Source organism: Chlorobaculum thiosulfatiphilum, assembly GCF_006265165.1.
In the GTDB taxonomy this organism is placed as follows: Bacteria; Bacteroidota; Chlorobiia; order Chlorobiales; family Chlorobiaceae; genus Chlorobaculum; species Chlorobaculum thiosulfatiphilum.
Window position 1 is genome coordinate 1 of the sequence record NZ_VDCH01000025.1, and the last position, 25783, is coordinate 25783.

21 protein-coding genes are annotated in these 25783 nt (G+C 57.9%); 9 read left to right on the top strand and 12 right to left on the bottom strand.

Annotated elements, in window-relative coordinates:
- Nucleotides 1–495: 495 nt before the first annotated feature.
- Nucleotides 496–1887, top strand: coding sequence for an argininosuccinate lyase (gene argH, locus FGF66_RS10070; protein WP_139457513.1), 1392 nt, complete (start codon nt 496–498; stop codon nt 1885–1887).
- Between the two features lie 199 nt (nt 1888–2086).
- On the opposite strand, the gene FGF66_RS10075 is transcribed toward argH, so the two are convergent.
- Nucleotides 2087–4192 carry a carboxy terminal-processing peptidase gene (locus tag FGF66_RS10075; protein WP_139457514.1) on the bottom strand — a complete coding sequence of 702 codons (2106 nt, stop codon included), beginning with the start codon at nt 4190–4192 and terminating at the stop codon, nt 2087–2089.
- A gap of 196 nt (nt 4193–4388) precedes the next feature.
- Here FGF66_RS10075 and FGF66_RS10080 point away from each other — a divergent pair, with 196 nt between their 5' ends.
- Nucleotides 4389–5360, top strand: coding sequence for a class II fructose-bisphosphate aldolase (locus FGF66_RS10080; RefSeq protein WP_139457515.1), 972 nt, complete (start codon nt 4389–4391; stop codon nt 5358–5360).
- 240 nt (nt 5361–5600) lie between these two features.
- Here FGF66_RS10080 and FGF66_RS10085 read toward each other — a convergent pair whose 3' ends face one another.
- Genes FGF66_RS10085 through FGF66_RS10105 form a run of 5 tightly spaced genes read right to left on the bottom strand, consistent with a single transcriptional unit; the run spans nt 5601 to nt 10727 of the window.
- Nucleotides 5601–6830, bottom strand: coding sequence for a M20 metallopeptidase family protein (locus FGF66_RS10085; RefSeq protein WP_139457516.1), 1230 nt, complete (start codon nt 6828–6830; stop codon nt 5601–5603).
- Between the two features lie 41 nt (nt 6831–6871).
- Nucleotides 6872–7555: a CBS domain-containing protein gene (locus tag FGF66_RS10090; RefSeq protein WP_139457517.1), complete on the bottom strand. Its 684-nt coding sequence runs from the start codon at nt 7553–7555 to the stop codon at nt 6872–6874.
- Entirely contained in the window at nt 7556–7990 is a 435-nt protein-coding gene (rpiB, locus tag FGF66_RS10095) for a ribose 5-phosphate isomerase B (protein ID WP_139457518.1), read from the bottom strand.
- Nucleotides 7991–7992: 2 nt separating this feature from the next.
- Entirely contained in the window at nt 7993–10131 is a 2139-nt protein-coding gene (ppk1, locus tag FGF66_RS10100) for a polyphosphate kinase 1 (protein ID WP_139457519.1), read from the bottom strand.
- Nucleotides 10128–10727: a 5-formyltetrahydrofolate cyclo-ligase gene (locus FGF66_RS10105; RefSeq protein WP_139457520.1), complete on the bottom strand. Its 600-nt coding sequence runs from the start codon at nt 10725–10727 to the stop codon at nt 10128–10130. The genes ppk1 and FGF66_RS10105 overlap by 4 nt, the downstream gene beginning before the upstream one ends.
- A 336-nt stretch (nt 10728–11063) precedes the next feature.
- Here FGF66_RS10105 and FGF66_RS10110 point away from each other — a divergent pair, with 336 nt between their 5' ends.
- Complete coding sequence (locus FGF66_RS10110; RefSeq protein ID WP_139457521.1) at nt 11064–11297, top strand: chlorosome envelope protein F; 234 nt, start codon at nt 11064–11066, stop codon at nt 11295–11297.
- 126 nt (nt 11298–11423) lie between these two features.
- Here FGF66_RS10110 and FGF66_RS10115 read toward each other — a convergent pair whose 3' ends face one another.
- Complete coding sequence (locus FGF66_RS10115) at nt 11424–13073, bottom strand: pentapeptide repeat-containing protein (RefSeq protein WP_139457522.1); 1650 nt, start codon at nt 13071–13073, stop codon at nt 11424–11426.
- A gap of 270 nt (nt 13074–13343) precedes the next feature.
- Here FGF66_RS10115 and FGF66_RS10120 point away from each other — a divergent pair, with 270 nt between their 5' ends.
- The 4 genes from FGF66_RS10120 (at nt 13344) to FGF66_RS10135 (ending at nt 16625) form a co-directional block, all read left to right on the top strand.
- Nucleotides 13344–14057, top strand: coding sequence for a fumarylacetoacetate hydrolase family protein (locus FGF66_RS10120; RefSeq protein WP_139457523.1), 714 nt, complete (start codon nt 13344–13346; stop codon nt 14055–14057).
- An 18-nt stretch (nt 14058–14075) separates the two neighbouring features.
- Nucleotides 14076–15395 (top strand): dihydroorotase, encoded by a 1320-nt coding sequence (locus tag FGF66_RS10125; protein WP_139457524.1) that lies wholly within the window; start codon nt 14076–14078, stop codon nt 15393–15395.
- 200 nt (nt 15396–15595) lie between these two features.
- Entirely contained in the window at nt 15596–15787 is a 192-nt protein-coding gene (locus FGF66_RS10130; RefSeq protein WP_139457525.1) for a hypothetical protein, read from the top strand.
- Between the two features lie 40 nt (nt 15788–15827).
- On the top strand, nt 15828–16625 hold the full coding sequence (locus tag FGF66_RS10135) for a class I SAM-dependent methyltransferase (RefSeq protein ID WP_139457526.1): 798 nt from the start codon (nt 15828–15830) through the stop codon (nt 16623–16625).
- Nucleotides 16626–16670: 45 nt separating this feature from the next.
- On the opposite strand, the gene FGF66_RS10140 is transcribed toward FGF66_RS10135, so the two are convergent.
- From FGF66_RS10140 to FGF66_RS10155, 4 genes are all read right to left on the bottom strand, one after another.
- Nucleotides 16671–17369, bottom strand: coding sequence for a 3'-5' exonuclease (locus FGF66_RS10140; protein ID WP_139457527.1), 699 nt, complete (start codon nt 17367–17369; stop codon nt 16671–16673).
- The gene (locus tag FGF66_RS10145; RefSeq protein WP_342779654.1) at nt 17362–19140 is read right to left on the bottom strand and encodes a DUF294 nucleotidyltransferase-like domain-containing protein; all 1779 of its coding nucleotides are present in this window, start codon (nt 19138–19140) and stop codon (nt 17362–17364) included. Before FGF66_RS10145 ends, FGF66_RS10140 begins: the two co-directional genes overlap by 8 nt.
- A 461-nt stretch (nt 19141–19601) precedes the next feature.
- Nucleotides 19602–20606 carry an SDR family oxidoreductase gene (locus FGF66_RS10150; protein ID WP_139457528.1) on the bottom strand — a complete coding sequence of 335 codons (1005 nt, stop codon included), beginning with the start codon at nt 20604–20606 and terminating at the stop codon, nt 19602–19604.
- 88 nt (nt 20607–20694) lie between these two features.
- Nucleotides 20695–21684, bottom strand: coding sequence for a BMP family lipoprotein (locus FGF66_RS10155; RefSeq protein WP_246046655.1), 990 nt, complete (start codon nt 21682–21684; stop codon nt 20695–20697).
- A 243-nt stretch (nt 21685–21927) separates the two neighbouring features.
- On the opposite strand from FGF66_RS10155, the gene FGF66_RS10160 reads away from it, so the two are divergent.
- Entirely contained in the window at nt 21928–23373 is a 1446-nt protein-coding gene (locus tag FGF66_RS10160) for an MltF family protein (RefSeq protein WP_139457530.1), read from the top strand.
- 94 nt (nt 23374–23467) lie between these two features.
- On the opposite strand, the gene FGF66_RS10165 is transcribed toward FGF66_RS10160, so the two are convergent.
- The gene (locus FGF66_RS10165) at nt 23468–24130 is read right to left on the bottom strand and encodes an SUR7/PalI family protein (RefSeq protein WP_139457531.1); all 663 of its coding nucleotides are present in this window, start codon (nt 24128–24130) and stop codon (nt 23468–23470) included.
- Nucleotides 24131–24419: 289 nt separating this feature from the next.
- Here FGF66_RS10165 and FGF66_RS10170 point away from each other — a divergent pair, with 289 nt between their 5' ends.
- Nucleotides 24420–25703: a DEAD/DEAH box helicase gene (locus tag FGF66_RS10170; protein WP_139457532.1), complete on the top strand. Its 1284-nt coding sequence runs from the start codon at nt 24420–24422 to the stop codon at nt 25701–25703.
- The last annotated feature ends 80 nt before the right edge of the window (nt 25704–25783 follow it).

Sequence of the window (25783 nt, forward strand, 5' to 3'; positions counted from 1 at the left end):
CAACCAGTTTTCCATTAAATTCGAAGGACGGCTTCCCGTTTGATTACGACCGTTTACACACTTAGTTGAACAGACCCGCGGGTTTGGGAAATGCCAAATGCAATATAGCCAATACGCTCTTTTTCTCGCATGGCTGAGCAACAAATTTATTTTGAAAGACACGAGTGCTTTGCTTTGTAGAGTTCTTTGCGTGCGCATTCCCAGAAAAAATCGTCAGTGATCTTGTCCACACAGTCCGTCGCGTCCACGTTGTCCACCAAAGAGGGCAGGCGCGAGGCCTGCCCCTACAGAGAAATGCCAACACTGTGCAAGCCATGCCCCCCCTACAATTGAGAAAGAGCCGCCTCTACAATACACAACCACGACAAGGGTGCACAGCCACACGCCCGGCCTCTCCCCCCATTCTCAATTATCCATTATCAATTATGTTCCTTATCTTCCCGAAACCATTTTCACGGGGCTTCTTCCCCGCCAATCTCATAGCATTACGTTACCATGTCCGATCAGTCCAATCAGAAAGAACTCTTGTGGCAGAGCCGTTTTTCGGAACCGTTTGATCGGGAGGCGCTGAAGTTCTCCTCGTCGGTGCATGTGGACGGGCTGCTCTATCGTGAGGATATACAAGGCTCTGTCGCCCATGCGACCATGCTCGGCGAGCAGGGCATCATCTCGCCGGAGGAGGCCGGGCAGATTGTCGAAGGGCTGAAGGCGGTCGAGCAGGAGATCGAGTCGGGCGCACTCGTGCCGGTTTGGGAGGACGAGGATATTCATACCGTGATCGAAAACCGACTGAAGGAGCTGATCGGCCCGGCGGCGGGCAAGCTGCACTCCGGTCGCAGCCGCAACGACCAGGTGGCGACCGACACGCGGCTCTACCTGCGCCGCAACACCGACCGCATCAGTGGCCTGCTCGAAGCGATGCAGGCCACGCTGCTCGACAAGGCGGAGCAGTACAAGCACACCATCATGTTCGGCTACACGCACCTGCAACGCGCCCAGCCGATCTCCGCAGGCCACTACTACATGGCGTGGCACTCGATGTTCGGGCGCGACAGAGAGCGCCTCGGCGACCTGCGTCGGCGGGCCAACATCTCGCCGCTCGGCGCGGCGGCCTTCGCGGGCAGCACCCTGCCGCTCGATCCGGTGCGTTCTGCGGAACTGCTTGACTTCGACGGCGTGTTCATCAACAGCATCGACGCGGTGAGCGACCGCGACCTGGTGATCGAGTTCGTCTCGGCCTGTTCGATGATCATGATGCATCTGTCGCGCTTCTCGGAGGATGTGATTCTCTGGAGTTCGGCGGAGTTCAACTACCTCTCGATCAGCGACGCTTTCGCCACCGGCTCATCGATCATGCCGCAGAAGAAGAACGCCGACATCGCCGAGCTGGTGCGCGGCAAAACGGGGCGCGTTTATGGCAACCTGATGAACCTGCTCACCATCATGAAAGGCTTGCCGCTCTCCTACAACCGCGACATGCAGGAAGACAAGCCGCCGCTCTTCGACACCGCCGAAACCACCGCGTCAAGCCTCTCGGTCTTCCGCCGGATGATCGAAAAAACCTGGCTGAACGAGGAGCGCCTCGCCCGGCTGACCGCCGAGGATTTGAGCCTCGCCACCGAGATCGCCGAGTACCTGGTCAAAAAGCAGATTCCCTTCCGCGACGCCCACCGCATCACCGGGAAGATCGTAGCCTACGCCATCGCAGAGGGCAAAACCCTGCCGACCATCTCGCTCGACGAGTACCGCGCCTTCTCGGAAGCGTTCGACGAGACCATCTACGACGACCTGAAACCCGACGCCAGCGTGAACTCCAAGAAAACCGCCGGAAGCTGCTCGTTCAAGTCGGTCGAAGAGCAGATCGCCAGAGCGAAAGCGGCGCGTTGATGAACAATCTCTTGTAGGGGCAGCCCTCGCGGCTGCCCTTGCGAGGGTTCCGGTTTTCCGAAACAGGGCGGGCATAAAACCCGCCCAGGCCAGTTTCCAATCCTGTCCACCTCGTCCACGCCGTCCAGACCGTCCACTTTCCCCAAACAAAAAAGGCGCCCCGTTCGAGCGCCTTTTTTCATTTCATTGTAACTCCGCTTTATCTCACCGGAACCACTTGCCTTACCGCAGGTCTCGGCGCCGGAGCGGCGGCGGGAATGGCTGGCCGCGACTTGAGCGCCACGAGATCATCCAGAACGCTGGCAGCCTCTTGCAGGATAAAGTCGGTTTTCTTCTTTTTACCGGTATCGATGTTCGCGTCTCCCCAGCGATCCTGAATCACTTTCAGGCTCTTGTTCTCCGCCTCGAAGCTCTTTTCCTGGAGCGACACGCTCTTGCGCTGGCGGATGCGGTTCAGGGTCGCCAGGTCGGCCAGGTAGGACTGGTAGTGCTTGTCTTTGGAGGACTGTTGGGCGAACTCTTTTTTCAGCGACGCGATCTCTTCGCGGCTGACGGTTCCGGAAGGAACATAAGGCGTCCTCGAGACCGTCGTCCACGGCAGGCTGCTCGTATAGGTATCCTCGCCAACCACTTCCGGATCGATCAACGAGGGCAGGACGATATCGGGCAGGACGCCGATATGCTGGGTGCTGCCGCCCGATATGCGGTAGAATTTGGCGATGGTCAGTTTGAGCTGGCCGAGGTCGCTCTGCTTCATGAACATGCTGAAGGGGCGCTGTATGTTCACGATGCTCTGCACCGTGCCCTTGCCGAAGGTTCTGTCACCCACGACCAGGCCGCGGCCATAGTCCTGAATCGCCGCCGCGAAAATCTCCGAGGCCGATGCGCTGTAACGGTTGACCAGCACCACCAGCGGACCGCTGTAAAGCATCGGGTAATTCTCGTCCTTGAGCACCATCTTGCCGCCAAGCGCGTTGCTGACCTGCACGACCGGCCCCTTGCCGGTAAACAGGCCGGTGACGTTGACCGCCTCTTCGAGCGATCCGCCGCCATTTTCCCTCAGGTCAACAATGATCCCCTCAACATTTTCTCGCTTGAGTTCATTGATGATTTTGGTCACATCTTTCGTGGTGCTCGTGTAGTTCTGCTTTTGCTGCCGCTCGCCTTCGAAATCGAGATAGAATGAAGGAAGAACGATGACGCCAATTTTGTGGCCGTTTTCGTAAATAATCTTTTTCTGCGCGGCCTGCTCCTGCAAGTCAACCGTGGCTCTCACCAGTCGGATGATCCTTGCCGGGCCTTTGCCCGCCTGGCTGGCCGGAAGCACCTTGAGCCGGACGACCGTGCCTTTTGGCCCTCTGATCTTTTTGACGACATCATTGATACGCCATCCGGTGACATCGATGATCTCTCCCTTGTCGCCCTGACCGACGCCAACGATCTTGTCGCCCTTCTTCAGGTGGTTGCTTTTGAAGGCCGGGCCGCCGGGAATGATTTCGTTCACCACCGTATATTCGTTCTCCATCTGCAACTTCGCGCCAATGCCTTCGAGCGAACGGCTCATGTCGATCTGGAAATTCTCGAACTCATCCGGCGAGAAGTAGTCGGTATGCGGATCAAACGAGGAAGTAACCGCTAACATGTATGCCTGAAAAGCATCTTCCGGCTTTTGCTGGTTGAAGATTTTGAGACGGTTATTGAAGCTTTTCAGGAGTTCTGTCTTGATATTTTTTCCTTTTTCGCCAGAATACTTCACGCTCAGGTACTGATACTTCAACTCCTTGCGCCAGAGATCGTGCAGTTCAGTCTGATCAGCAGGCCACGGGGCTGTCTTGCTCCGTTCGAGTTCAAGCGTCTCGGGAGTGGAAAAATCGAATTTCGCCGTTTCGAGCGTACTTTTCATATACGCCATCTTCTCTCTGGCGCGCTTCAGAAAGAGATTGTAGATGGCGAAACCTCTCGTCGGATTGCCGGAAACGAAATCGTCATCGAGATGAACCCCAATCTCCTGCCTGAGCTTTTCGACCTCGGGAGCCGTGAAGTAGCTGCGGTTGTTGTCGAGATTGTCGAGATAACGGTTGAAAATCTGCTGGGCCAGTGAGTCGTTGACCGGAACCTTGCGGTAATGGTTCTGAAGCAGGTACTGGGCGATGTAGCGGGCGGCCTCCTCCTGGTTCGGAGTGGGTTTCAGTATCGCCGGAGCGGAAGCGGCCCTGGCGCTGACGGCCTGGGAGTGATCCCATGAGAAGGCGAGGATCAGAAAGAAAAACAGAAAAGGAAACAGTACTGAACGCAGCTTGTTCATAATCACAAATGGTGTCACTTTGGTAAGTTCTGAAAAAAAGCGGATTTTCCCGGATTCGCACGAATCCTGATTCAATGTATTATATTACAAAACATGCTCTCTGCATAACAGGTTTCTGCGTAATTTATAAAATGGCAAAAAAAATTTCGACAGACTACACCTGCAATCAATCAATCTCAAATGGAGTGTCTTTTTTATGAATGAATTCACCGGATACAAGGAACTGGGACTCGTCAACAGCCGTGATCTTTTCGCCAAAGCCGTCAGCGGCGGATACGCCATTCCGGCGTATAATTTCAACAATCTCGAACAGTTGCAGGCGATCGTCATGGCTTGCGTCGAGACCGCCTCGCCGGTTATCCTCCAGGTTTCGAAAGGCGCTCGCAGCTACGCCAACCAAACGCTTCTGCGTCATCTGGCTGCCGGCGCGGTTGAATACGCCGCCGAACTCGGATGCGAGATTCCGATTGTGCTGCACCTCGACCACGGCGACAGCTTCGAGCTGTGCAAGGATTGCATCGAGACCGGATTTTCGTCGGTCATGATCGACGGCTCGCACCTGAGCTACGAAGACAACGTGGCGCTGACCCGTAAAGTCGTGGAATACGCCCACCAGCATGACGTCACCGTCGAGGGCGAGCTGGGCGTACTGGCCGGCATCGAGGATGATGTTCACGCCGCGACGCACACCTATACCGAACCCGATCAGGTGGAGGATTTCGTTGGCAAGACCGGCGTTGACAGCCTTGCCATCGCCATCGGCACCTCGCACGGCGCCTTCAAGTTCAAGCCCGGCGAAGAGCACAGCATCCGCCTCGACATTCTCGCCGAAATCGAAAAGCGCATTCCCGGCTTCCCGATCGTGCTGCACGGCGCTTCGTCCGTTCCGCAGGAGCTGGTGCAGATGATCAACGCGCATGGCGGCAAGCTCAAGGATGCTATCGGCATCGGCGAAGACCAGCTCCGCGAAGCCGCGCGCTCGGCGGTCTGCAAGATCAACATCGACTCCGACGGAAGGCTCGCCATGACCGCCGCCATACGCAAGGTGCTCGACGAGAAGCCGGAGGAGTTCGATCCGCGCAAGTATCTCGGTCCCGCCCGTGACGCGCTCAAGCAGCTCTACATGCACAAAATCGTCAACGTGCTCGGCTCCAACGGCAAGGCGTAAAACGAACGAATCACCCGCAAATCAAAAAAGGCTGGCCGCAGTGATGCGTGCCAGCCTTTTTTCTTTCTTCCTCTTCCGTCCACATTATTACTCCGGCCACAATAAATCGCAACCATCGCAACAAGAAGATATTGGGCTAAAGCCCTGATTTATTTTGTGTTATCCATAAACCCCGGACTGAAGTCCGGGGCAATTGTTTGATAATTTTATTGGCCAGATTCATAATTCAACATTCATAATTCATAATTCTCCTCCCCCCGCCAGATACCGCAGCGCCAGGTAGCTCATCATCCCCATGCCGGTTTCGAGGGCGCGTTCGTCGGGGTCGAAGGTTGGCGAGTGCAACAGGTTGCCCGGCGCGGAATTGTCGAGGCCTGTGCCAAGTTGCCAGAAGCTTCCGGGGCACTCGCGCAGGTAATAGGCGAAATCCTCGGCGGTCATGAGCTTCTCCGACTGGTGTACGTTTTCGTCGCCGAGATACGCCTTGCCCGCCTCCCAGGCAAGGTCGGTCATGTCGGGATCGTTGTACAAAACGGGATAGCCGCTTCTGATTTCGACCTCCGCCTCGCAATCGAAAGCGGCGGAGACCTGCCTGACCGTCCTGTCGAACTTCTCGTGCAACAGCGAGCGCAACGCTTCGTCCATGGTTCTCATGGTGCCCATCATCGTCACCTTGCCGGGAATGACGTTGGTGGCGTGGCCGCCGTTGATCGAGGCGATGGAGAGCACTGCCGGTTCGTGCGGCGGCGAGACGCGGCTGACCAGATGCTGCAACGCCGTGATGATGTGCGCTGAGGCGAGAATCGGGTCGCGCGTCTTGTGCGGCGCGGAGGCGTGGCCGCCCTGGCCGTGAATCGTGATGTACAGTTCGTCGGCGGCGGCCATGAAGCTCCCCTTGCACATGGCGATGCCGCCACTCTTGACGCTGGGGAAGCAGTGCTGCGCGAAGATTGCCGATGGTTTGTACTTTTTCAGCAATCCCGCCTCGATCAAGGGCCTGGCTCCGCCGGGAGCTTTCTCTTCCGCTGGCTGGAAAATCAGCAGCACATCGCCATTCAGCGCCTCCTTCATGCCGCAGAGCACGGTGGCCGCGCCGAGGAGCATCGCCGTGTGCATGTCGTGCCCGCAGGCGTGCATGCAGCGCTCGACCGTCGAGCAGAAATCGTGACTGTTCTCCTCCTGAAGCGGCAGGGCATCGATGTCGGCCCGCAACGCCACCGTGCGCCGCTCGCCGGACGCCGCGCCCTCGCCCCGCAAGAGCGCGACGACGCCCGTCTCCATGAGCGGCGGTTCGGCCTCGATGCCAAGCCCGGCGAGATACTCCCTGATGAATGCGGTCGTCTGGAACTCCTGGTAGGAAAGCTCGGGATGCTGGTGCAGATGACGGCGCAGCGCCGCTACTTCCGGATATAACCTGTGTGCAGCCTCGCGAACCCTGGCTGCAAGGGTACTGAACTCTTCATTGTGCATAAGCCGTCTCTGTCGTTGTGGCGCATGGCCGTTGCGCGCCTTTACATGTCCATATAGTGGATAAATTCAAGCGCCTTTTCACGAAGCTCGTCGTAACCGGCGTCTGGAAAGATGGAGTGGTAGCGGATAATATATCCGTAGTTTTCTATATTCCTGACGAGACGGAAAAAGTCGTGGGTGGCGACCCTGAAAAAGATGATGCTTCCGCCTCCAGCCGCGCCCGTTGGCCACGAGGTGAAACTGAGAATCGAGGCGTCATTCTTTTCGATGGTCTCGATGATCTCCGAAAGCTTCGCGCCGGTTGGCGGCACTTCGATTTCGAGGGTCGAGCCGCCCTCGCCGGAGTGAATTCGCTCGGCAAGGAATCCGAGGATTCGCTTGCTCGAAACCACACCGGCATACCGCCCCTCCGCATCGGCAAGCGGCACGACGCCGCATTTCGCCGTCGCCACGGAGATGAGGTTGTCGAAAAGCTGCTCGTCTGGCCGGTACGCCCTGACGGCTTCGAGCTGCTCCGCGCCAAGCTTTTCCCTGGCTGTCGGCCATCCCTTCCGACCCCCGAGAAGGGCGGAAAGAAAGAGCATTCCCAAATAGCGCTCGCCTTCGAGCACCGGAGCGCAGACGCACCCCGCGCCCGCGAGTCTCCGCGCCGCTTCGGCGGTCGGGCTGCCAAGGGCGAAGACCGGAAAGTCCGCCTCGACCAGATGCGAGAAGGTCACGGCCATTCAGCAGCAGTACTCGATTTTGTCGATCCGGCGCTGATGGCGTCCGCCCTCGAATTCTGCGGCGAACCAGCTTTCGAGAATCTTCGCGGCGCTCGCTTCGTCGTTGAAACGCGCGCCGAAGGCGAGCACGTTGGCGTCGTTGTGCTGACGCGCCAGCGCCGCGTATTCGGGGCCGCAGACGTTGGCCGCGCGAATCCCCTTCACCTTGTTTGCGGCGATGGAGATGCCGATGCCGGTGCCGCACATCAGGATTCCCTGGTCGAAAAGACCTTTCGCAACCGCTTCGGCAACCTTGTGTGCGAAATCGGGATAATCGACCGATTCAGCTGAATAAGGCCCCATGTCCTCGAAATCGTAACCATGTTTTTCAAGCCATGAGAGCACGTTTTTTTTCAGCTCATACCCTGCGTGATCGCTTCCAACTGCAATCTTCATAATCAGTTAACCTTTGTTTTTATGTTCTTTTTCCTCCGGAGAGAGCGCCGCATGAACAGCCTCTGGCTGTCGGTCGCCGAGCGTCCGTTCCGTTTTTTTATATAGGTTCCGTCAGGTTGCATTCCCCACGCCTTGCGATTGTCGCTCAGGAGCAGTTCAAGATCGGACTTCACCGATTCGACCAGGCGCTGATCGACAACGGGAAAAAGCGTCTCGACCCGCTTGTCGAGGTTGCGCGGCATGATGTCGGCGCTGCCGAGAAAGAGCCGGGAGTGGCCGCCACTGTTAAAGTAAAAAACGCGGCTGTGTTCGAGAAACCGTCCGATCACGCTGATGACGCGAATGTTCTCGCTGATGCCGGAAACTCCCGGCTTCAGACAGCAGATGCCCCGGACGATCAGATCGATCTTCACGCCAGCCATCGATGCCCGGTAGAGCGCCCGGATGATCTCCTCATCGACGAGGGAGTTGATCTTCATGACGATTCTGCCGCTTCCGTCGCGCTTCTGATGCTCGATTTCGTTTCGGATCATCTCCATGATCCACTTTCGGGTGTTCAGCGGTGAAACGATCAGGGAGCGGTACTGGCGATGCTTCGAGTAGCCGGTCAGGGAGTTGAACAGCTCGGTGACATCGTCGGCAAGCACCGGATTGGTGGTCAGATAGCTGTAGTCGGTATAAATTCTTGCCGTTACCGTATTGTAGTTGCCGGTGCCGAGATGCAGATAGTGGCGAAGCCCGTCCTGCTCGCGCCGCACGATCATGGTCAGCTTGGCGTGAGTCTTGAGGCCGGGCAGGCCGTAAACCACATGCGCTCCGGCATCTTCGAGCGCCCTGGCCCAGATGATGTTGTTCTCCTCGTCGAACCGCGCCTTGAGTTCGACCAGCACGGCCACTTGCTTGCGCTGTTCGGAGGCGAACATCAGCGCCTTGACCACCGGCGAGTTGCTGCCGACCCGGTAGAGCGTCTGCTTGATGGAGAGCACGTCGGGGTCGCGCGCCGCCTGCCAGATGAGATCGACCACCGGCTTGAACGAATCGTAAGGATGGTGCAACAGCACATCGCCGGAACGCACTTCGGCGAACATGTCAACAGCCTGCTTGCCATCGAGCGGATTGTGCGGCACGAACAGCTCATCCTTCAGATCGGGCCGGTCAATGCCGAGCAGCTCCATCAACGCGCTCATGCCGAGCACACCGTTGATTTCATAGACGTTCCGCTCGTAAGTCTCCAGATTCTTGACCAAGAGACTCCTGATGGAGTGCGGCATGTCGGGATTGATGTCGAGACGCACCACCTTGCCGTAGCGGCGCGAGCGCACTCCCTGCTCGATGCTTTCGAGCAAGTCGCCCGCCTCGTCCTCCTCAATCTCGATATCCGCGTCGCGAATGATCCGGAAGGGGTGGCACTGCAAAATGCGCATCCTCGGAAAGAGCTGGTCGAGGTTGTGCTCGACAAGATCTTCGAGCCACAACAAGCGTATCCGCTCATCGCCGAAACCGAGTCCCTCGATCTGGTCGAGCCGGACGATGCGCGACAGAATGCCCGGCACCTTGACCCGCGCGAATCTTATCGAGCCACTCTCCTCGTCTTCAAGTTCGATGGCCAGATTCAGCGAGAGGTTGGACATGAAGGGAAACGGGTGGCCCGTATCGAACGCCAGCGGGGTCAGAACCGGAAAAATCTCCTTCCTGAAATAGCCCTGAAGAACTCGCTGCTGCTGGCCGGAGAGCGAAGTGACGCTGACAAATTCGATCCCTTTCCTTTTGAACGCCGGAATGATCTCGTCGAAGAAGCAGACGTTGCGCTGCCGGAGCTGGCCGATGACGCGCTCGCGGATGCGCTCGACAACCCCGATGGGCGTCAAGCCATCGACCGAGCGCTCGTTGATGCCCGCCGCGCACTGGTCATCCAGTCCCGCCACGCGGATCATGAAGAACTCGTCGAGGTTGGAGCTGAAGATCGAGATGAACTTGACTCGCTCCAGGAGCGGATGCGCCGAGGAGTCGAGCGCCTCTTCGAGCACTCGCTGGTTGAAATCGATCCAGCTCAGCTCACGGTTCACGTAGAGCGACGGATCGCGCAAATCCGGCTCGACCATCGCTCCGGCGGCCAATGTCCCGTTTTCCGCGTTCCTCATCTGCTGTTGTGCTGGCAATTGATGATTTCATTTTCTGTTACGACCATGTCGAGCTGCTCGTCCCACGGATCGCACGGCACCGTGGGAACCTCCTGAAAGCTGAACGCCAAGCCGATTTTCACCGGTCGGACGCCGCTGGCCAAAAGACGGCTGAAAAAGCGGTCATACCAACCTTTTCCAAAACCGATGCGTCCGCCCTGACGATCGAACCCCGCGAGAGGCACAAAGACCACGTCGAAGCACTCATCTTCCGACAGCACGAGCGGTTCGGGAGTGGCCGGAGCCGACGGCGAAACCCTGAAGCGCTGCCCTGGATGGTAAACGGCGGCCCGCATGACTCCTCGTTCAATATAAGGCATATATACCTCTTTCCCGTCGAGCGAGAGCTTTTCGAGCAGCTCCAGCGTTCGCGCCTCGCGGTCATGTTCCATCGAAACGTAGCAGTGAATCCTCGCGGCCTTGCGCAAGAGCGACAAGGATGCGGCCCTCGCCTGAATCTTTTCGCTATCCGAAATCCAACGTTCCATCGTCATCGCCCTGCGGGTGACGAGCTGTTTCTTTCGCAATTCAGCTTTGCTCTCCGTGGCAGACTCCATGCCGCGACAATCCTTTCGCTCTTGCCCGACGCCACGCAGAAAATGCGCTCCCGACGGGCTGTTTTGTTCTGTTGCTCACTCGCAAGATAATAAATCTGAAAGCGATACCGCAGCACGGAGGCATTTCTCCCCCGACTCCTTACATACCAGAAATTACCGATATCATAACGATTCAGGCTCTTCTGCCACGACCGTCTAACCTCATTCATTTATGTGAAATGAGAACGGATTGTATTACATTGAGATAAAATTGCACTGCGCACGACCTTTCAAGTTTATCGTGCAGTTCGCTAAGAATATTCAACTCTTTTTTTCAACACATAAATACTGACCATCATGGCAAACGAATCTGGAAACATCGGCGTATTTGGCGATCTCTTCACCGCTGTGGGCGACCTGGCCCAGCAGGCTGTGGACATGGCTGGCAGCGCGCTCAAAACCGCTACCGACACCGTTCAACCGGTAAGCAACGCATGTGTGCAGCTCTGCACCACCACTATCAATTCGGCAACCCAGGTCGTCGAAAGCGTGACCAAGACCATCACCACCGCGCTCGCCCCGAAGCAGTAACAAGCTCACGCGGTTATCCGGCTACGGAGCCGCGCTTCAAGAGAGAGTGAAACTCGAAGCCCTTTACGCCACAGTGTTGTAAAGGGCTTTTGTATTTGTGGAGCGGGCCTGAAGCGCCGAGGCTTTTCAAAGCTGGCATGAACGGCCCGATTCGGTCGATTTCAGCGCGGCGACGAGCTGGTTCAACTCCCTGTCGTAGAGATCGTTATCGTGCTCCCAGCCGTAAAATGACGGAATAAAATTTTTCCTCAGCTCCCTGCCAAGATTCCGTCCGCTCTCCTGATCGGTCAAATCCCACTCGTCGAGCTTGTTCTCCCGGACCAGACTGACCGGAAAAAGCAGGCGCTGCACCTCACGCGCCTCTCGCTGAACGCCCTTGATCACCGTGCTTTTCAGCCACTCCCCCTTCATGCTGGGTTCGGAAACGATCAGCAGCATCTTTTCGCAGCACTGAGTCGTGCGGTCGAAATGCTGGTCGATATAGCGGTTGCTTTTCAGCGTGTCCGGGCAAAGCCAGCACCTGATTCCCTGCGTCTGCAAATCGGCGTACAGGCGCTCGACAAATTTCCTGTCACGGGTGCTGTGGCTGATGATGCACGACAGATAATCGTACGGCTTGCCGGAGATGGCCCGGACATGCTCGATCATGCTTTCGGGCGCGCCGCATCCGCGCATGAAGGCATCGGGGAGCTGGCCTTGCGAGCGGTACAGGGTGCTGATGCTGATTTCCGACGGCCCATGGTGGTTGATAGCTTCAAGCCCCTTGACCTTCCGGAGATCGAGGTTCATGAAGCTGGTATGAAACGTCTCGGTCTCGGCGAGGTTGGCCATGTTCAGCTCCGCGCCCCTGAAATTGGCCAGGCAGAGATTCGCGCCGCAGAGATTGGCGTCGCAGAGGTTCGCGCCCGTAAAGTCAACGCCGCTGAGATTGGCTCCCGTCAGATTCGCGCCGCTCAGGTTCGCCATGCTGAAATCCGCGCCGCTCAGGTTCGCCCCCTTGAGGTTGGTCCAGCGGAGGCGGGCTTCGCCAAAATTGGCTTCGCTGAGATCGGCGTCACTCAGGTCAGCCTCACTCAGGTCGGCCTCGCTCAGATCGGCATCGTGAAGATTGGCGTGATGGAGGTTCGCGTCCCTGAGATCGGCATCGTGCAGATTGGCCTCATGGAGATCGGCATCGTGCAGATCCGCGCCGATAAGATCGGCATCATCGAGCTTTGTGTCGTGAAGATCGGCCTCGCCAATATTCGCCATGCTCAACGCCACGCCAGAAAGATCGGCCCGGCTCAGGAGCGCCTCGCGCATGTCGCACTCGTTGAGGTTGGCGCAGTTGAGCTTCGACTGGGTGAGAATCGCCCCCTTCAGGTTGGCGTGATTGAGGTCGGTCATCGAAAGGTTCGCACCCTCCAGAATAGCGCCGCTTATGTCGGCCCGCACCAGATTAGCACCGCTGATATCGGCGTTGGAAAAATCGGTCTCGCGCAAATCAGCGCCCGCGAAGTTCGCGCCGTTCAGTTTCGCGTCGCGGAATAACACCTTGCTGAGATTCGCGCCGCTGAAATTGGCCGCCTTGAAGCTCGCGCCGCTGAGGTCGGCTTCTGAAAGATCGAGTTCCCTGAAGTCCCGCTTGTTGAACTCCACGGCTTCATCGGGATGCGCCTGCCGGTAGCGATTCCACTCCGGAACCGATCTGAGCAACAGTTCAAGAGCCTCGACGGTTTTCGTCTGCGGATTGGCGGCTCCGGTTTGCCGGTCAGTGTTTGGCTCTTTTTTGTTCATGGAAGTCAGAATAAAATTTTATCTATAAAACGGATTTCATGAAAAAAACTGCCAACGAACTACCCGCCGATATTCAGGATGTCACGCCAAACAACGTATCTGCGTCAAAACAAAAGCTCAGTCTTGATCGAGCATGACTTTGATGATCCTGCACCCAATATATTCAACAATCCCGAGACTTGACCGTATCGCCCGTCATCACAAAGCATTCATGAGCTTTATTGATAGTCGGCAAATAAAAATCACTTATTACCTAAACACTTCAACAGCATGAAAACGTTTTCGGATCCGTCGAAACCTGCGCTCCCCCTCTCGATTTACTGCGTCGGCAAAAACTACCCGGATCACGCCCGCGAGATGGCTTCGTGGGAGCCGGAGAAGCCCGCACCTCCGCCTGAAGAGGAGCCGATTATCTTCATGAAGCCCGGCACGGCGCTCTCCACTGACGGCAATACCTCGATTCCGCAGTTTGAAGGGCGGCCGCTCAGCGCGAGCCTCCATTACGAAGGCGAGCTGGTGCTGCTGGTCGGCGCGGATGTCGATTGCGTGGAGCTTGCCGACGCTCCGGCATGTATCGCCGGGTACGCCGCCGGACTCGACATGACGCTGCGCGACGTGCAGCTCGAAGCAAAAAAGACGGGAAATCCGTGGCTGAAGTGCAAGGGTTTCCGCAGGAGCGCACTCGTTTCGGAGTTCATCGCCCCCGACGCTGTCGGGGCGTGGGAGGAACTCGCCATTTCGCTCCGGCTGAACGGTGAGCGAAAGCAGCACTCGAAGGTGTCGAAAATGAGCTTTTCACCGGCCTACCTCGTGCATTATTTATCGTATATTTACGGGCTGCGAGCCGGAGATATGATCTTTACCGGCACTCCGGCGGGCGTCGGCAGTGTGCAACCGGGCGACCGGCTCGACGTTTCGCTCGAAACCGGCGTTGGCGATTCGCACACAAAGACACTCGTATCGATCCAGGCGACTGTTTCCTGAACCATTCACTCCCCGACCATGAGCACTCTTTTTCTGAACGCAAGACTCCTGAATCCCGCTGAAAATCTCGATACCGCCGGTTCGATGAAAATCGGCGACGACGGCCTCATCGAAACGGTCACGACCGGCGGCGAACCGATTCCGGCGAAGGAGGGCGACCGCGTCGTCGATCTCGCGGGCAAGGTGCTCGCGCCCGGACTTTTCGACATGCACTGCCACTTCCGGGAGCCGGGCCAGGAGTACAAGGAGACGCTCGAAACCGGTTCCGCCGCCGCCGTGGCTGGCGGGTTCACCGGCGTGGCGCTCATGCCGAACACCCGCCCGGTCATCGACAGCCCGCTCGGCGTGGCCTACATCCGCCACCACAGCGCCGGATTGCCGATCGACCTCGAAGTGATCGGCGCGATGACCGCCGAAAGCAAGGGCGAGGCGCTCGCACCCTACGGCAAATATGCGTCGTACGGCGTGAAGGCGGTGTCGGACGACGGCACGGCCATCCAGAACACGCAGATCATGCGCCTCGCCATTGAGTACGCGGCAAACTTCGACCTGCTGCTGATCCAGCACGCCGAAGACAAGCACCTCACCGCTGGCGGCGTGATGAACGACGGCGCGGTGTCGGCGATGCTCGGCCTGAAGGGCATTCCCGAAGTGGCTGAGCCGATCATGATCGCCCGCGATTTGCAGCTCATCGCCTGGCTGAAAAAGCACAAGCTGAACGGCGCGATAGCCGAGCCGCGCTACCACGTGGCGCACATCAGCACCGCAGCGTCGGTCGAGCTGGTGCGCAAGGCCAAAGCCGCCGGCCTGAAGGTCTCCTGCGAAGTGACGCCGCACCACTTCACGCTGACCGAACACGATCTCGGCGATGCGGTCGAGAAGGGCAACTTCATCATGAAGCCGCCGCTCGCTTCGGAGGAGAACCGCGCGGCGCTCGTCGAAGGACTGCGTGACGGCACCATCGACGCCATCGCCACCGACCACGCGCCCCACGCCCGGCACGAAAAAGAGTGCCCGCCAGACCAGGCAGCCTTCGGCATCATCGGCCTCGAAACCTCGCTGGGCCTGACGATTACCGAACTGGTCGAGAAAGGAGTGATCACGCTGTCACGGGCCATCGAACTGCTCTCGACCAACCCGCGACGCCTGATGGGTCTGGAGACGATCCGCTTCCAGACGGGCCGAAAAGCCAACCTCACGATCATCGATCCCGCCCGCGAGTGGACGGTCAGAGAGGCCGATTTCGGCTCGAAGTCACGGAACACCCCGTTCATGGGCCGTACGCTCAAAGGAAACGCGTTGGGCATCTACCACAACGGCAAGCTCACGATGCGCTGACAGGACGCCACTTCATCGAAATCCAAATCGAAATCGCTATCGAAATCGATTTGGATATTCAATGGCACTTGCTGGCGGAAGCATCTGACACAGAGAGAACATTTTATCTTTTTTCTTTATACTATTTTTCTTACTTTCGGTATCTTTTTAGTTGAATTTGTTGTACAGCGTCAACCCAAAGCATTTCATATACACGACCTATGGCCAAGAAACAAACGTTCGGTGACAAGCAGAAAAAGGGCACAGTTGATTTCAAAATGGCGAAGCTGGTCTATTCGGTGAAATCCGAAAAAACCAACGCCTGGAAATTCGTCGAGAAGAGCGTCCGTATTCCCAACGGCGAGAACGAACTCGACGTCCTGAAAAAAGCGATGGCTGGACAGGACAAGTGATTACGGCAAGACGCCCCCGCTTTTTGTCTGACCTCACCTCATGAACGACTGCCAATCTCATTCCCGGGGCGACCAATCCCGGGAATGGTTTGAAGAGTGGTTTGACCATCCCCTCTATCTCAAGGTTTACCATCACCGCGACGCCGAAGAGGCTGACCGTTGCGTACGCACCATTCTTGCGCTGACCGGCATCGATCCAGCGCGACAGCCCGCGCCCTCCGTGCTCGACGTTGCCTGCGGCGCTGGCCGCCATGCTCACGCCTTTGCCCGCGCGGGCCTCAGCGTGACCGCCAACGACCTCTCCCCCTTCCTCCTCGACCAGGCCAGAGAGCTGGCCGCGACGGAGAATCTCGAACTGGAGTTCAGTCGGCAAGACATGCGGACAATCCGCTTCGAGCGCCGTTTTGACCTTGCAGCCCAGCTCTTTTCGAGCTTCGGCTATTTCGAGAGCGCCGAAGAAGATCGCCAGGTCATCGCCAGCGTCGCCGCGCTGCTCAACCCCGGCGGCTGGTACGTGCTCGACCTCATCAATCCCGCGCAACTGAAACACAATTTCAAGCTTCGCACCGAGCGCAACGCCGGAACGCTCTCGATCATCGAGGAGCGTACGCTTTCGGAAAGTCACGTGACCAAGCGAATCACCCTCTGCGAAGCCGACGGCAAGGAGCACTCTTTCTCGGAATCGGTGCGACTCTACTCGCTGGATGAAGCCACGGCGCTGCTCGAATCGGGCGGATTTACCGTTGAACGAGTGGTCGGCGACTACGACGGCGGCCCGTTCGACGCCGCTACTTCGCCGAGGATGATGCTGCTCGCCCGAAAGTCGGCGGAGTCGTGAGGCCAACCGACCGATCTTATTGATCCGGAAATTCTTCGCAAACGACTATTTCAGCAACAGCTTCCCCAGTGTGTCGATGCCCGCTTTGCGCCCGACGGCGAGCAGGCGCTGGAAGAGTTGCGCCGTGAGGTAGGCGTCGCCGGAAGAGGTGTGGCGGTCGTAGAGGCGGATGCCGTAGCGCTCGCAGAGGTTGTCGAGACGGTACTCTCCGCTCTTGTGCGCGAGGTTGTAATATGGCCCTTTTTCAAGCCGCTTGGCGAAACTGGCCGTATCGAGCGCTTCGTTGAACAGCTTGATGCCGTATCGCCGCAAGAGCACCCGGCCAGCCATGCCGATGTCGAAATCAGCGTGGTGCGCCACGATCACGCCATTGCCGAGATAATCGAGAAAACGGCGCACGGCGTCATCCTCCTCCAGCCCCTGGGTGAGATCCCACTTCAGGATTCCGTGTACGCTGACCGCATCCTTGCCGCCAATAGCCTCCTGGCGAAGCAGCGCCTCGAACGAGTCGGCAATGTCGATCTTCGAGCCGTTCATGGCTACCGCGCCGATCGAAAGTATTCTGTCCGTGGAGAGATCGAAACCGCTGGTTTCGGTATCGAAAATGACGAAACGCACCTCGTCGAGCGGCGTATTGCGCCGTAACGGGTGGTCGAAAAGGCGGGCGTACCGGCAAATGCTCTCGGGCAACAAACCTTTGCGGCAACGCCTCGACACCTGGATTCTGCGGGCGAACTCAATCACGGATATAGTCGAGCTGGTAGCGGAGGTTCAACATGCTCTGAACCTGGCCGATGGTGGTGAACAGATTCCGCAGCTCCTGGCGCTGCATCTTGTTGAGGTGTTCGGGATCGATGTAGCGCCCCGACGAGTTCTCGGCCAGGCCGCGCTCAGTGCGCAGCCGCATCAGGAACTCGTAGGCCTGCGCGGCCTCTTCCGACAACTCCTGAAACGACGGCAGCAACTGGCCGATGCGCCGGAAACGCTCGACCGTGCCGAGAAACTCCGTGACGCCAAATTCACACGCCAGCACCCTGGCCGCGTCGGAAAGCGGCATCAAGGCGCGCGCCTTGATGTCGAACTCGTGCGCGTGCTCGCGGCTCTTCTCGACAAGGAAGTTCCGGAAAAAACCGAGCGGCGGCGGATTTTGCAGGGCGTTCTTGGCGAAGAATTGCAAAAATCCCCGACCTCGCGCAATCTCCGCGTTGATCTCTCGCTTCATTTCAAACGCAAGCGCCGTGCTGCCATAGACCGGCCTGAAATCGAAGAAGATCGTCGAGTTCATCAGCGCCTTCGGCTCCGGCGTACCGATCCATTTGCGGAAGTAGTTCATCCATCCGCTCAGCGGCTGGCACCATTCGGGGTTGCTCGCCATGATCTTTGCCGGGCAAGGCTCGAAGCCGCAGGCGACGAGGATCGCGCTGACCCGCTTGCCGAGTTCGAGGAACGCTTGCTGCGCGGCTTGGCGCGAGGCCTCATCTTGCGGGTCGCGGAAGAGAATGGCGTTGTCCTGATCGGTTCTGAGCAACTGCTCCTTGCGCCCTTCGCTGCCGAGCGACAGCCAGCAGAACTCGATGTCGGGCATCTCCATGCCCTCTTTCTTCATTCCCGCAACCGAAAATTCGATCGCCTTGACGATCAGCGCGTCGTTGAGTTCGGTGAAAATGTTCGAAATGAAATGGATGGCCACCTCCTGGGCGATGTACATCTTCAGCAGCTTTTCGGCTTTCTCTCGCTCCTGCGAGAGCTGCTCGACGCTCTCGGACTGCATGATCGTCTTCATGATCACGGCGGGATTGATCCCTTCGGCGGTGACGATGTCGTGCTCGGAGATAATGCCGATGACCGGGGCGTTGACCGAGCCGTCGGCGGTGATGCAGAAGTGGCGGAGCTTGGTGCGCACCATGAGCATCATCATGTCGGCCACCGTCTTTCCGGCGGTGATGGTATAGACCGGGCTTGTCATGATGTCGCTCACCGGACGCTCGTTGATCTGACCGGCGACGGCCACCACCTTTTTGCGCAGGTCGGTATCGGTGATGATGCCGAGAGGATGGCGGTTTTCCCCGGCGACGATGATCGAGCCGATGTTGTTGTCGGACATGATTTTGGCGGCTTCCCGGATCGGAATGCCGGGAGCGCAGGTGATGACGTCGCGCACCTGATCGACCACCAGCGCCTCGTTGGCGAGCAGGCTTCCGATGCCGGGTTCCGCGCCGCTTCTGCGCAGGTCGAGCGCCTCGGAGAGCGAGTGCTCGATGTGCTGTACGCTCCGGGCGATCGCGCCGGTGAAGAATGCCGCGACCGAAGGCTCCGACTGCACCAGCTCTTTGATCGTTTCGACCGGAATGATGGCGAGCAGCAGGCTCTCCTCGACCACCTGCGCCGAGAGCAGGTAGGCGCTGGTGCCGAAGATCGCCCGAACGCCAAACAGGTCGCCCTCGTCGCACAGATCGACCAGCACCTCCTCGCCGTCGATGGAGTCGAACAGACGCACCGCTTCCTTCATGACCATGTAGGAAAACCTGCCGAGTTCGTCCCCTTTCCGGAAAGCGTATCCCCCTCCTCGTGATACTCCACGGCACACGAAGCGGCGATTTTCCTGTTTTTATCTAAGTTGAGGCGGTCGAACGGCGGATATTTGCCCAGGTCAGGGCGACCCTTTCGACAATCGTGTTGGACGGTGTGGTGGTGGTTTGCATACGCAATCTTCCTCTCGATGAGTGCGATGTTGAAGGCTCTTTCGGTATTTTCCCGGACTCGAAAACTCACTGGCGACAAGTCGATGACACAGCGTCGCAAGGCTCTCTGCAATGCTGCCTTGCGCTGTTTGGCTCCATCGAAATCGAAACCATGGATTCAAAAAACGATTTCGATTTCGGCGCCGATTTGGATTTGGAAATCTACCAGTCCGGCTCGTCTGCCTGTCACCCGAACGGCGGCTCAATCCGTCATGCGTGTTGCCGGATGATCGCCTCAGTTCAGCATTTGGCGCTCGCGATACCATTCGAAGGTTCGCCGGATGCTCTCTTCAAACGGCTCGTAGCGCATACCGAGTTCCCGCTGGGCTTTCGATGAATCGAAATAGAGATATTTCGACGCTACCGTGAACATGGTCATGTTGAAGAGCTTTGAAATCTTGCGCCGTTTTTTGCTGAAACGGCTGAAGCTGAGCAAAAAACTGATGACGTGCGCCCCCCAGACCGGCAGCGGAAACGAGCGCTGATGCACACCGGTGACCCGCATGATCGTCTGGGAAAGCTCCCTGAACGAAACATTGTCTCCGCCAACGATATAGCGCTCGCCCGTGCGCCCCTTCTTCATGGCGGCGATGAGGCAATCGACTACAATCTCCACATCCACCACGCAAATGCCGCCCATGGGATAGAACGGCATCTTGCGCTTGTACACATCCTTGATGATGCGCCCGGCATTGAAATTGATGTCGCCAGCGCCGAACACGAACGCCGGAACCACGATCACCACATCCAGCCCCTTTTTCACCTCCTCAGCCACGATCTTCTCGGCGGCGTGCTTGGTGCGGGCATACTCCAGATCGATCATGTCGAAATTCCAGCGGCTCTCCTCGTCGAACTTGCGGTTCGACCCGCTGATGCCCACCGCCGTGATCGAACTCACATGCACCACCCGGCGCACCTTTGCCCGGCGGCAGGCGTCGAGAACATTCTGCGTACCATCGACATTGATTCGCTGAAGCAGTGGATTCTTGCGGTCGCCCATGTAGGTAATGCCCGCGCAATGATAGACCTCGTCGGCCCCTTCGAACGCTGCCGAAAGCGAAGCAATGTCCGTCACATCGCCGTAAACGAGAGTTATTTTGTCAAGGCACTCTTTGAGAGAGGCCAGGCCGGAACTGGTTCGGACGAGCGCATGAACATTTTCGCCCTGAGCAGCCAGCCTGTGGACAAGACGGGACCCAATGAAGCCGGTGCCTCCGGTGACGACTATTTTCTTTCTCACGAATGCTGGATGGTATTGTAGGACTGATGGTTAGACAGATAACGCCCTGGCTCGATCTTCCGAGCCATATCCGTTTTCTGAAGACATTTTACTCCTGAATCTTGATCTTGCCGCCGAGAATATCCCCGCGGATCGATTCGATGCGCTCGCGGACGGACTGGCCGATCAGCTTGTCGTTGCCGCTGTTCCAGACGTAGTCGGTGTAGCGGCCATCGAGACCGAAGACCCGCTGCTTGCCGCCCTGGAGCTTTCCGTTCATCGCATCCCCAACGGTGGTGAAAACCGCCTTGTCCACCGCTTTGGTCATGCTGGTCAGAACGCGGCCCGGCGCGAGAGAGGACTGGTCCATGTCGGTGCAGATCACGAGCTTGTTCGACTCGCGCGCGGCTTCGATGACGCCCATGCCGCTCGCGCCGGCGGCCTGGTAGATAATGTCCGCGCCCCGGCTGTACTGGCCGAGCGCCAGCTCCTTGCCTTTGGCGGGATCGTTGAAAGCGCTGCCGGTCATGCCGATGAAGTTGGTGATGACCTCGATCTCCGGCTTGACGTACCGCGCCCCCTCGATGTAGCCGCTCTCGAACTTCCTGATGATGTTGGAGTCCATGCCGCCAATGAAGCCGATCGTGCCGGTTTTCGATTCGAGCGCCGCCAGCGCTCCGACGAGGAACGACCCTTTTTTCTCTTCGAAGGTGATGCCGGAGAGGTTCGAGGGAATCTCTGCGCCCGGCTGCGGATTGTAGTCGATGCAGGCGAACTTCTTGTCGGGGAACTCGCGAGCGATGGCCGTGATGTCGTCGGTGAAGAGCAGGCCGACGCCGATGATGAGCTTGACGTCAGGATCGGCGGCCATCTGCCTCAGCGCCGCCTCGCGGTCGGCCCCTTCGCCCGATGGTTCGATATAGTCGAACTGGATGCCGAGTTTTTGCTTGGCCTGTTCAAGACCGTTGTAGGCTGAATCGTTGAACGACTTGTCACCCCGCCCGCCAACGTCGAACACCAAGCCGACCTTGTAAGCATTCGGGTTGTTTTCAGTTACCGCTTTTTTCCCGGAGCATCCCGTGACAAGCAGCACAAACATCGCAAAAATGGACGAAAGTCTGAAAACGGATAAGGTAGATTTCCGGTAAGTCATGTCTGTAGCGGAGGTTGATTCGGCGAAATTTTGCTTCGGAATATAACAAAAAAACGCACGTTTCACGAAACCGCCTCACGGCGGCCTTGCCATGATGCCGCGACGAAGCTGTCATTGCGCCACGCAATTGTTTTTATAAATTAAAGTACTCTAATACGATACCAACACAGAGCAGAAAACCGGTCAGCCATGAAAGCTCAATCCGGCAAACAGGCAATGGCAGGGCGCTTTTCCGGCAAACGCTGGCCTGCGCTTTACCTTATCACCGCATCCGTATTCGCGTTCATCGCTGCCGACTGGCTCTTGTGGCAATGCGTCGGTGGGCCACCGCGAGATCTCGCCGACATTCGTCGATCTGGACGGCTCCGCGTGCTGCTCTCTTACGACCCCATCGACTATTTCATCTACCGTGGCGAGCCGATGGGCTACAGTTACGAACTCGCCCGTAGCTTTACCCGTTATCTCGGTGTTCCGCTCGAAGTGGTGGTCGTCAAGGACATGAACAACCAGATTCCGGTGCTCCGGAGTAAAAAAAGCGATATTGTGGCGCATCTGACGACCATCACCCCGGAGAGCGAGAGCATGGTGCGCTTCTCGAATCCTCTCGAATCGACGCGACAGGTGCTCGTTCAGCGCAGGCCCAAAGGCGGCGACGTCTCGAAGCTGGTGCGCAGACTGGATCAGCTCGACGGTAAAACCGTTTATGTGCACCAGAATTCAGCCTTCTATTCAACGCTCACCGGAATCATGGAGACAAAAAAAATCTCCATTAACATCGTTCCTGTCGAGGGTTCCCTTTCGACCAGCGAGTTGATCGGCAAGGTCAGCGACGGCACGTTCGACTATACGGCTGCAAATGAAAATATCGCCTCGACGCACACAGCGCTGTTCAGCAACATCGATATCCGGACAAGTCTCAGCGCCAGATTGCCGCTTGCCTGGGCTGTCCGGAAAAACTCGCCGGAACTGCTCGATGCGCTGAACCGCTGGCTGGAAAAGAGCAGAAAAAACGGAGAGCTGGCGATCATCCGTGACAAATACTACAACAGCCTTTACCGGTTCAAAAAACACGCCACCCGCGCATTCTACTCAAATCAGGCCGGCACGATTTCACCCTATGACGCGCTGGTCAAAAAACAGGCGCGAAACATCGACTGGGACTGGAGGCTGCTCGCCGCACTTGTTTACGAAGAGTCGCAGTTCGATGCCGGGGCGGTTTCGTGGGCGGGAGCGATCGGGCTGATGCAGCTCATGCCCGCCACCGGCGCTTATTTCAAGGCTCGCGACCTTTTCGACCCGGTGCAGAACCTGAGAGCAGGCGCCGAACACATCAAATTCGTCGATCGGGAATGGCGTGAAATCGAAGATCGCTCGATGCGGCTCAAATTCGTTCTGGCGTCATACAACGTCGGCGCCGGTCATGTGCGCGACGCCCAGAAGCTCGCATCGAAATATGGAGCGAAGCCCAATGTCTGGGAAGGAAATGTGGAGAAATATCTCGCGCTGAAATCGGAACGACGGTACTACAACGACCCCGTGACAACCTACGGTTACTGCAACGGCCCGATCGCTGTTCGCTACACCCGCAACATCCTCGACCGCTACCGGCTCTACCGGGAGGTCATACCGAAATGAAAAAAGGCTGTCCCGGCATCGCGCCGGAACAGCCTCCTGTTCAGCAATCCGGAACGCCAGCGCTTGTCACGCCGCCCCGATCACACCAGAGCGCTTATGGCCTCAACTGGTTCTCCCGCTGGGCGAAAAGGCTTCTGATGGGAGGCAGCATCGACAGCGCGGCGGACTCGTTGCCCAGCTTGACCGCTTCCGAAAGCTCGTCGATGGCTCGCGCGATGCTCTGGTTGACCATCATATTATCCGCCTGGCCGGAACCGGCAGTCAGGAACCGGGTTTCGCCGCCAAGCCGCAGCACCTTGGTTCTCAGCTCCGGCTTCATGCAGCGGCGGCCAATGGCCTCGATCCGGTCGGCCCACTCGGTCGGCCCGGCGGAGAGTTCACCCTTTTTTCTCCGGGCCACCGAAACTTCATCCATGCCATTCGACACAAAGAGAACACCAAGGCCGGTAACGGTCAGAACACTGGTAACGAGCGCGCCAACTCTCATGCCCTGAAGCTCAAGGACAAGGCCGGTCACCGCGGCAAGAAACGCGAACAGCGCGACGCTCGCGCTGACGATGGTCGAAAGATTCCAGCCAAGGCGGAATACCCTGACGGCGGCGTACGAGACAGCCGCGAGCGACAGGGCAAAGAGCGCGAACGGCGCGAACAGCAGATTGCCATCGATGAACCTTCCGGAAAAGAGCGCCAAAAAGAGACCAAACACCGTCAGCACCACGCCCAACGGCAGCAATACCCAAAGCCAGGATTGTTTCATTCCTCAGTAGATTTTATCGTCACGAAATGTTTCGACTTGCGGCGCAAATGCAGCCCGGAGCCGATGACTCCCGCCCGGAAGCGCCAACAGATTGCCAAGATAAGAAAATCCCCCGCAAAGGCGCGAAATTCTCCTCACCCGCCAGTACGCTCAACTCGACACTCACGGCTTGGATTCGCGCCGCCTGCCGGTACCGCTCACGCATTTCATGAAGATAAGTGGCTGGCTTTCAGTGTAAAGATGCTACATTGATTGCCCCCCTATATTTCGATCAACTTTATTGCTTGCTATGCCCTTTTCCGCTCTCGGACTCATCGATCACCTCCGCAAAGCTCTCGCCGAAGAGGGCTACAGTTCCCCAACCCCGATACAGGCCGAAGCCGTTCCGGTCATTCTCGAAGGCAACGACCTGCTTGCCTGCGCCCAGACCGGCACCGGCAAAACCGCCGCGTTCGCCCTGCCCGTGCTGCAACGGCTTCACCAGAGCCGCCTGCACGGCGAAAAGCGCAAAATCCGCTGCCTCGTGCTCACCCCGACCAGGGAGCTGGCGATCCAGATCGGCGAGAGCTTCACCGCTTATGGCCGCCACACCGGCCTGACGAACACCGTGATTTTCGGCGGCGTCAACCAGAATCCGCAGACCGCGCGGCTTATCCGTGGGGTCGATATTCTGGTCGCCACGCCGGGCCGCCTGCTCGACCTGATCGGCCAGGGCCATTTGCACCTGCGCGACATCGAGTATTTCGTGCTCGACGAAGCCGACCGGATGCTCGACATGGGCTTCATCCACGACATCAAGCGAGTGCTGGCGGCCTTGCCGAAAAAGCGCCAGTCGCTCTTCTTCTCGGCCACCATGCCACCCGAAATCGTCAGACTCTCCGCCGCGATTCTGCATAAACCGAAAGAGATCAGCGTCACCCCGATCTCATCGACCGTCGAAATCATCAACCAGCAGATTCTGTTCGTTGACCGCGATAACAAGAACAGCCTCCTGGCTCACCTGCTTCAGGACAGAAAAATCGAAAGCGCCCTGGTCTTCACGCGAACGAAGCATGGCGCCGACAAGGTGGCCCGTTTCCTGGTGCGCAACAACATTGCCGCCGAGGCGATTCACGGCAACAAATCACAGAACGCCCGGCAGCGAGCGCTCGGCAACTTCAAGACGAGGCAAACGAGAGTGCTGGTCGCCACCGACATCGCCGCGCGGGGAATAGACATCGACGAACTCGAATATGTGATCAACATCGATTTGCCCAACATCCCGGAAACCTACGTGCATCGAATTGGCCGAACGGGCCGGGCCGGAAACCGTGGAGCCGCCTACTCCTTCTGCAACGCCGAGGAGAAGGAGTTCCTGCGCGACATCGAAAAGCTGATCGCGCGGAAAATCCCGGTCATCGAAAATCATCCGTTTCCGATGGTGAACTTTGAGGCGGAAAAGCCGAAGCCCGCCCCGTCGAAGAAAGGCAATGTCGGGCATCAGGAGCCGAAACCGAAGCAGCCACAAACCCACAAGCCCACCGACCCCGGCTCGAAACGCTCCGGGCGCAACAGAAGATTCTTCGGAAAGTGAAGCTGAAAAAGCGCGGGTGCCGACGGGATGAGGGAAGGCGATGAAGCCGGGCGGCTTGCTGCAAAGCAGGCTCCCGGCTC

What these genes read in the sequence shown, in the direction of transcription:
- argH (WP_139457513.1), top strand. Translation starts at nt 496, where the DNA reads ATGTCCGATCAGTCCAATCAGAAAGAACTCTTGTGGCAGAGCCGTTTT.
- FGF66_RS10075 (WP_139457514.1), bottom strand. Translation starts at nt 4,192, where the DNA reads ATGAACAAGCTGCGTTCAGTACTGTTTCCTTTTCTGTTTTTCTTTCTG.
- FGF66_RS10080 (WP_139457515.1), top strand. Translation starts at nt 4,389, where the DNA reads ATGAATGAATTCACCGGATACAAGGAACTGGGACTCGTCAACAGCCGT.
- FGF66_RS10085 (WP_139457516.1), bottom strand. Translation starts at nt 6,830, where the DNA reads ATGCACAATGAAGAGTTCAGTACCCTTGCAGCCAGGGTTCGCGAGGCT.
- FGF66_RS10090 (WP_139457517.1), bottom strand. Translation starts at nt 7,555, where the DNA reads ATGGCCGTGACCTTCTCGCATCTGGTCGAGGCGGACTTTCCGGTCTTC.
- rpiB (WP_139457518.1), bottom strand. Translation starts at nt 7,990, where the DNA reads ATGAAGATTGCAGTTGGAAGCGATCACGCAGGGTATGAGCTGAAAAAA.
- ppk1 (WP_139457519.1), bottom strand. Translation starts at nt 10,131, where the DNA reads ATGAGGAACGCGGAAAACGGGACATTGGCCGCCGGAGCGATGGTCGAG.
- FGF66_RS10105 (WP_139457520.1), bottom strand. Translation starts at nt 10,727, where the DNA reads ATGGAGTCTGCCACGGAGAGCAAAGCTGAATTGCGAAAGAAACAGCTC.
- FGF66_RS10110 (WP_139457521.1), top strand. Translation starts at nt 11,064, where the DNA reads ATGGCAAACGAATCTGGAAACATCGGCGTATTTGGCGATCTCTTCACC.
- FGF66_RS10115 (WP_139457522.1), bottom strand. Translation starts at nt 13,073, where the DNA reads ATGAACAAAAAAGAGCCAAACACTGACCGGCAAACCGGAGCCGCCAAT.
- FGF66_RS10120 (WP_139457523.1), top strand. Translation starts at nt 13,344, where the DNA reads ATGAAAACGTTTTCGGATCCGTCGAAACCTGCGCTCCCCCTCTCGATT.
- FGF66_RS10125 (WP_139457524.1), top strand. Translation starts at nt 14,076, where the DNA reads ATGAGCACTCTTTTTCTGAACGCAAGACTCCTGAATCCCGCTGAAAAT.
- FGF66_RS10130 (WP_139457525.1), top strand. Translation starts at nt 15,596, where the DNA reads ATGGCCAAGAAACAAACGTTCGGTGACAAGCAGAAAAAGGGCACAGTT.
- FGF66_RS10135 (WP_139457526.1), top strand. Translation starts at nt 15,828, where the DNA reads ATGAACGACTGCCAATCTCATTCCCGGGGCGACCAATCCCGGGAATGG.
- FGF66_RS10145 (WP_342779654.1), bottom strand. Translation starts at nt 19,140, where the DNA reads ATGGTCATGAAGGAAGCGGTGCGTCTGTTCGACTCCATCGACGGCGAG.
- FGF66_RS10155 (WP_246046655.1), bottom strand. Translation starts at nt 21,684, where the DNA reads ATGTTTGTGCTGCTTGTCACGGGATGCTCCGGGAAAAAAGCGGTAACT.
- FGF66_RS10160 (WP_139457530.1), top strand. Translation starts at nt 21,928, where the DNA reads ATGAAAGCTCAATCCGGCAAACAGGCAATGGCAGGGCGCTTTTCCGGC.
- FGF66_RS10165 (WP_139457531.1), bottom strand. Translation starts at nt 24,130, where the DNA reads ATGAAACAATCCTGGCTTTGGGTATTGCTGCCGTTGGGCGTGGTGCTG.
- FGF66_RS10170 (WP_139457532.1), top strand. Translation starts at nt 24,420, where the DNA reads ATGCCCTTTTCCGCTCTCGGACTCATCGATCACCTCCGCAAAGCTCTC.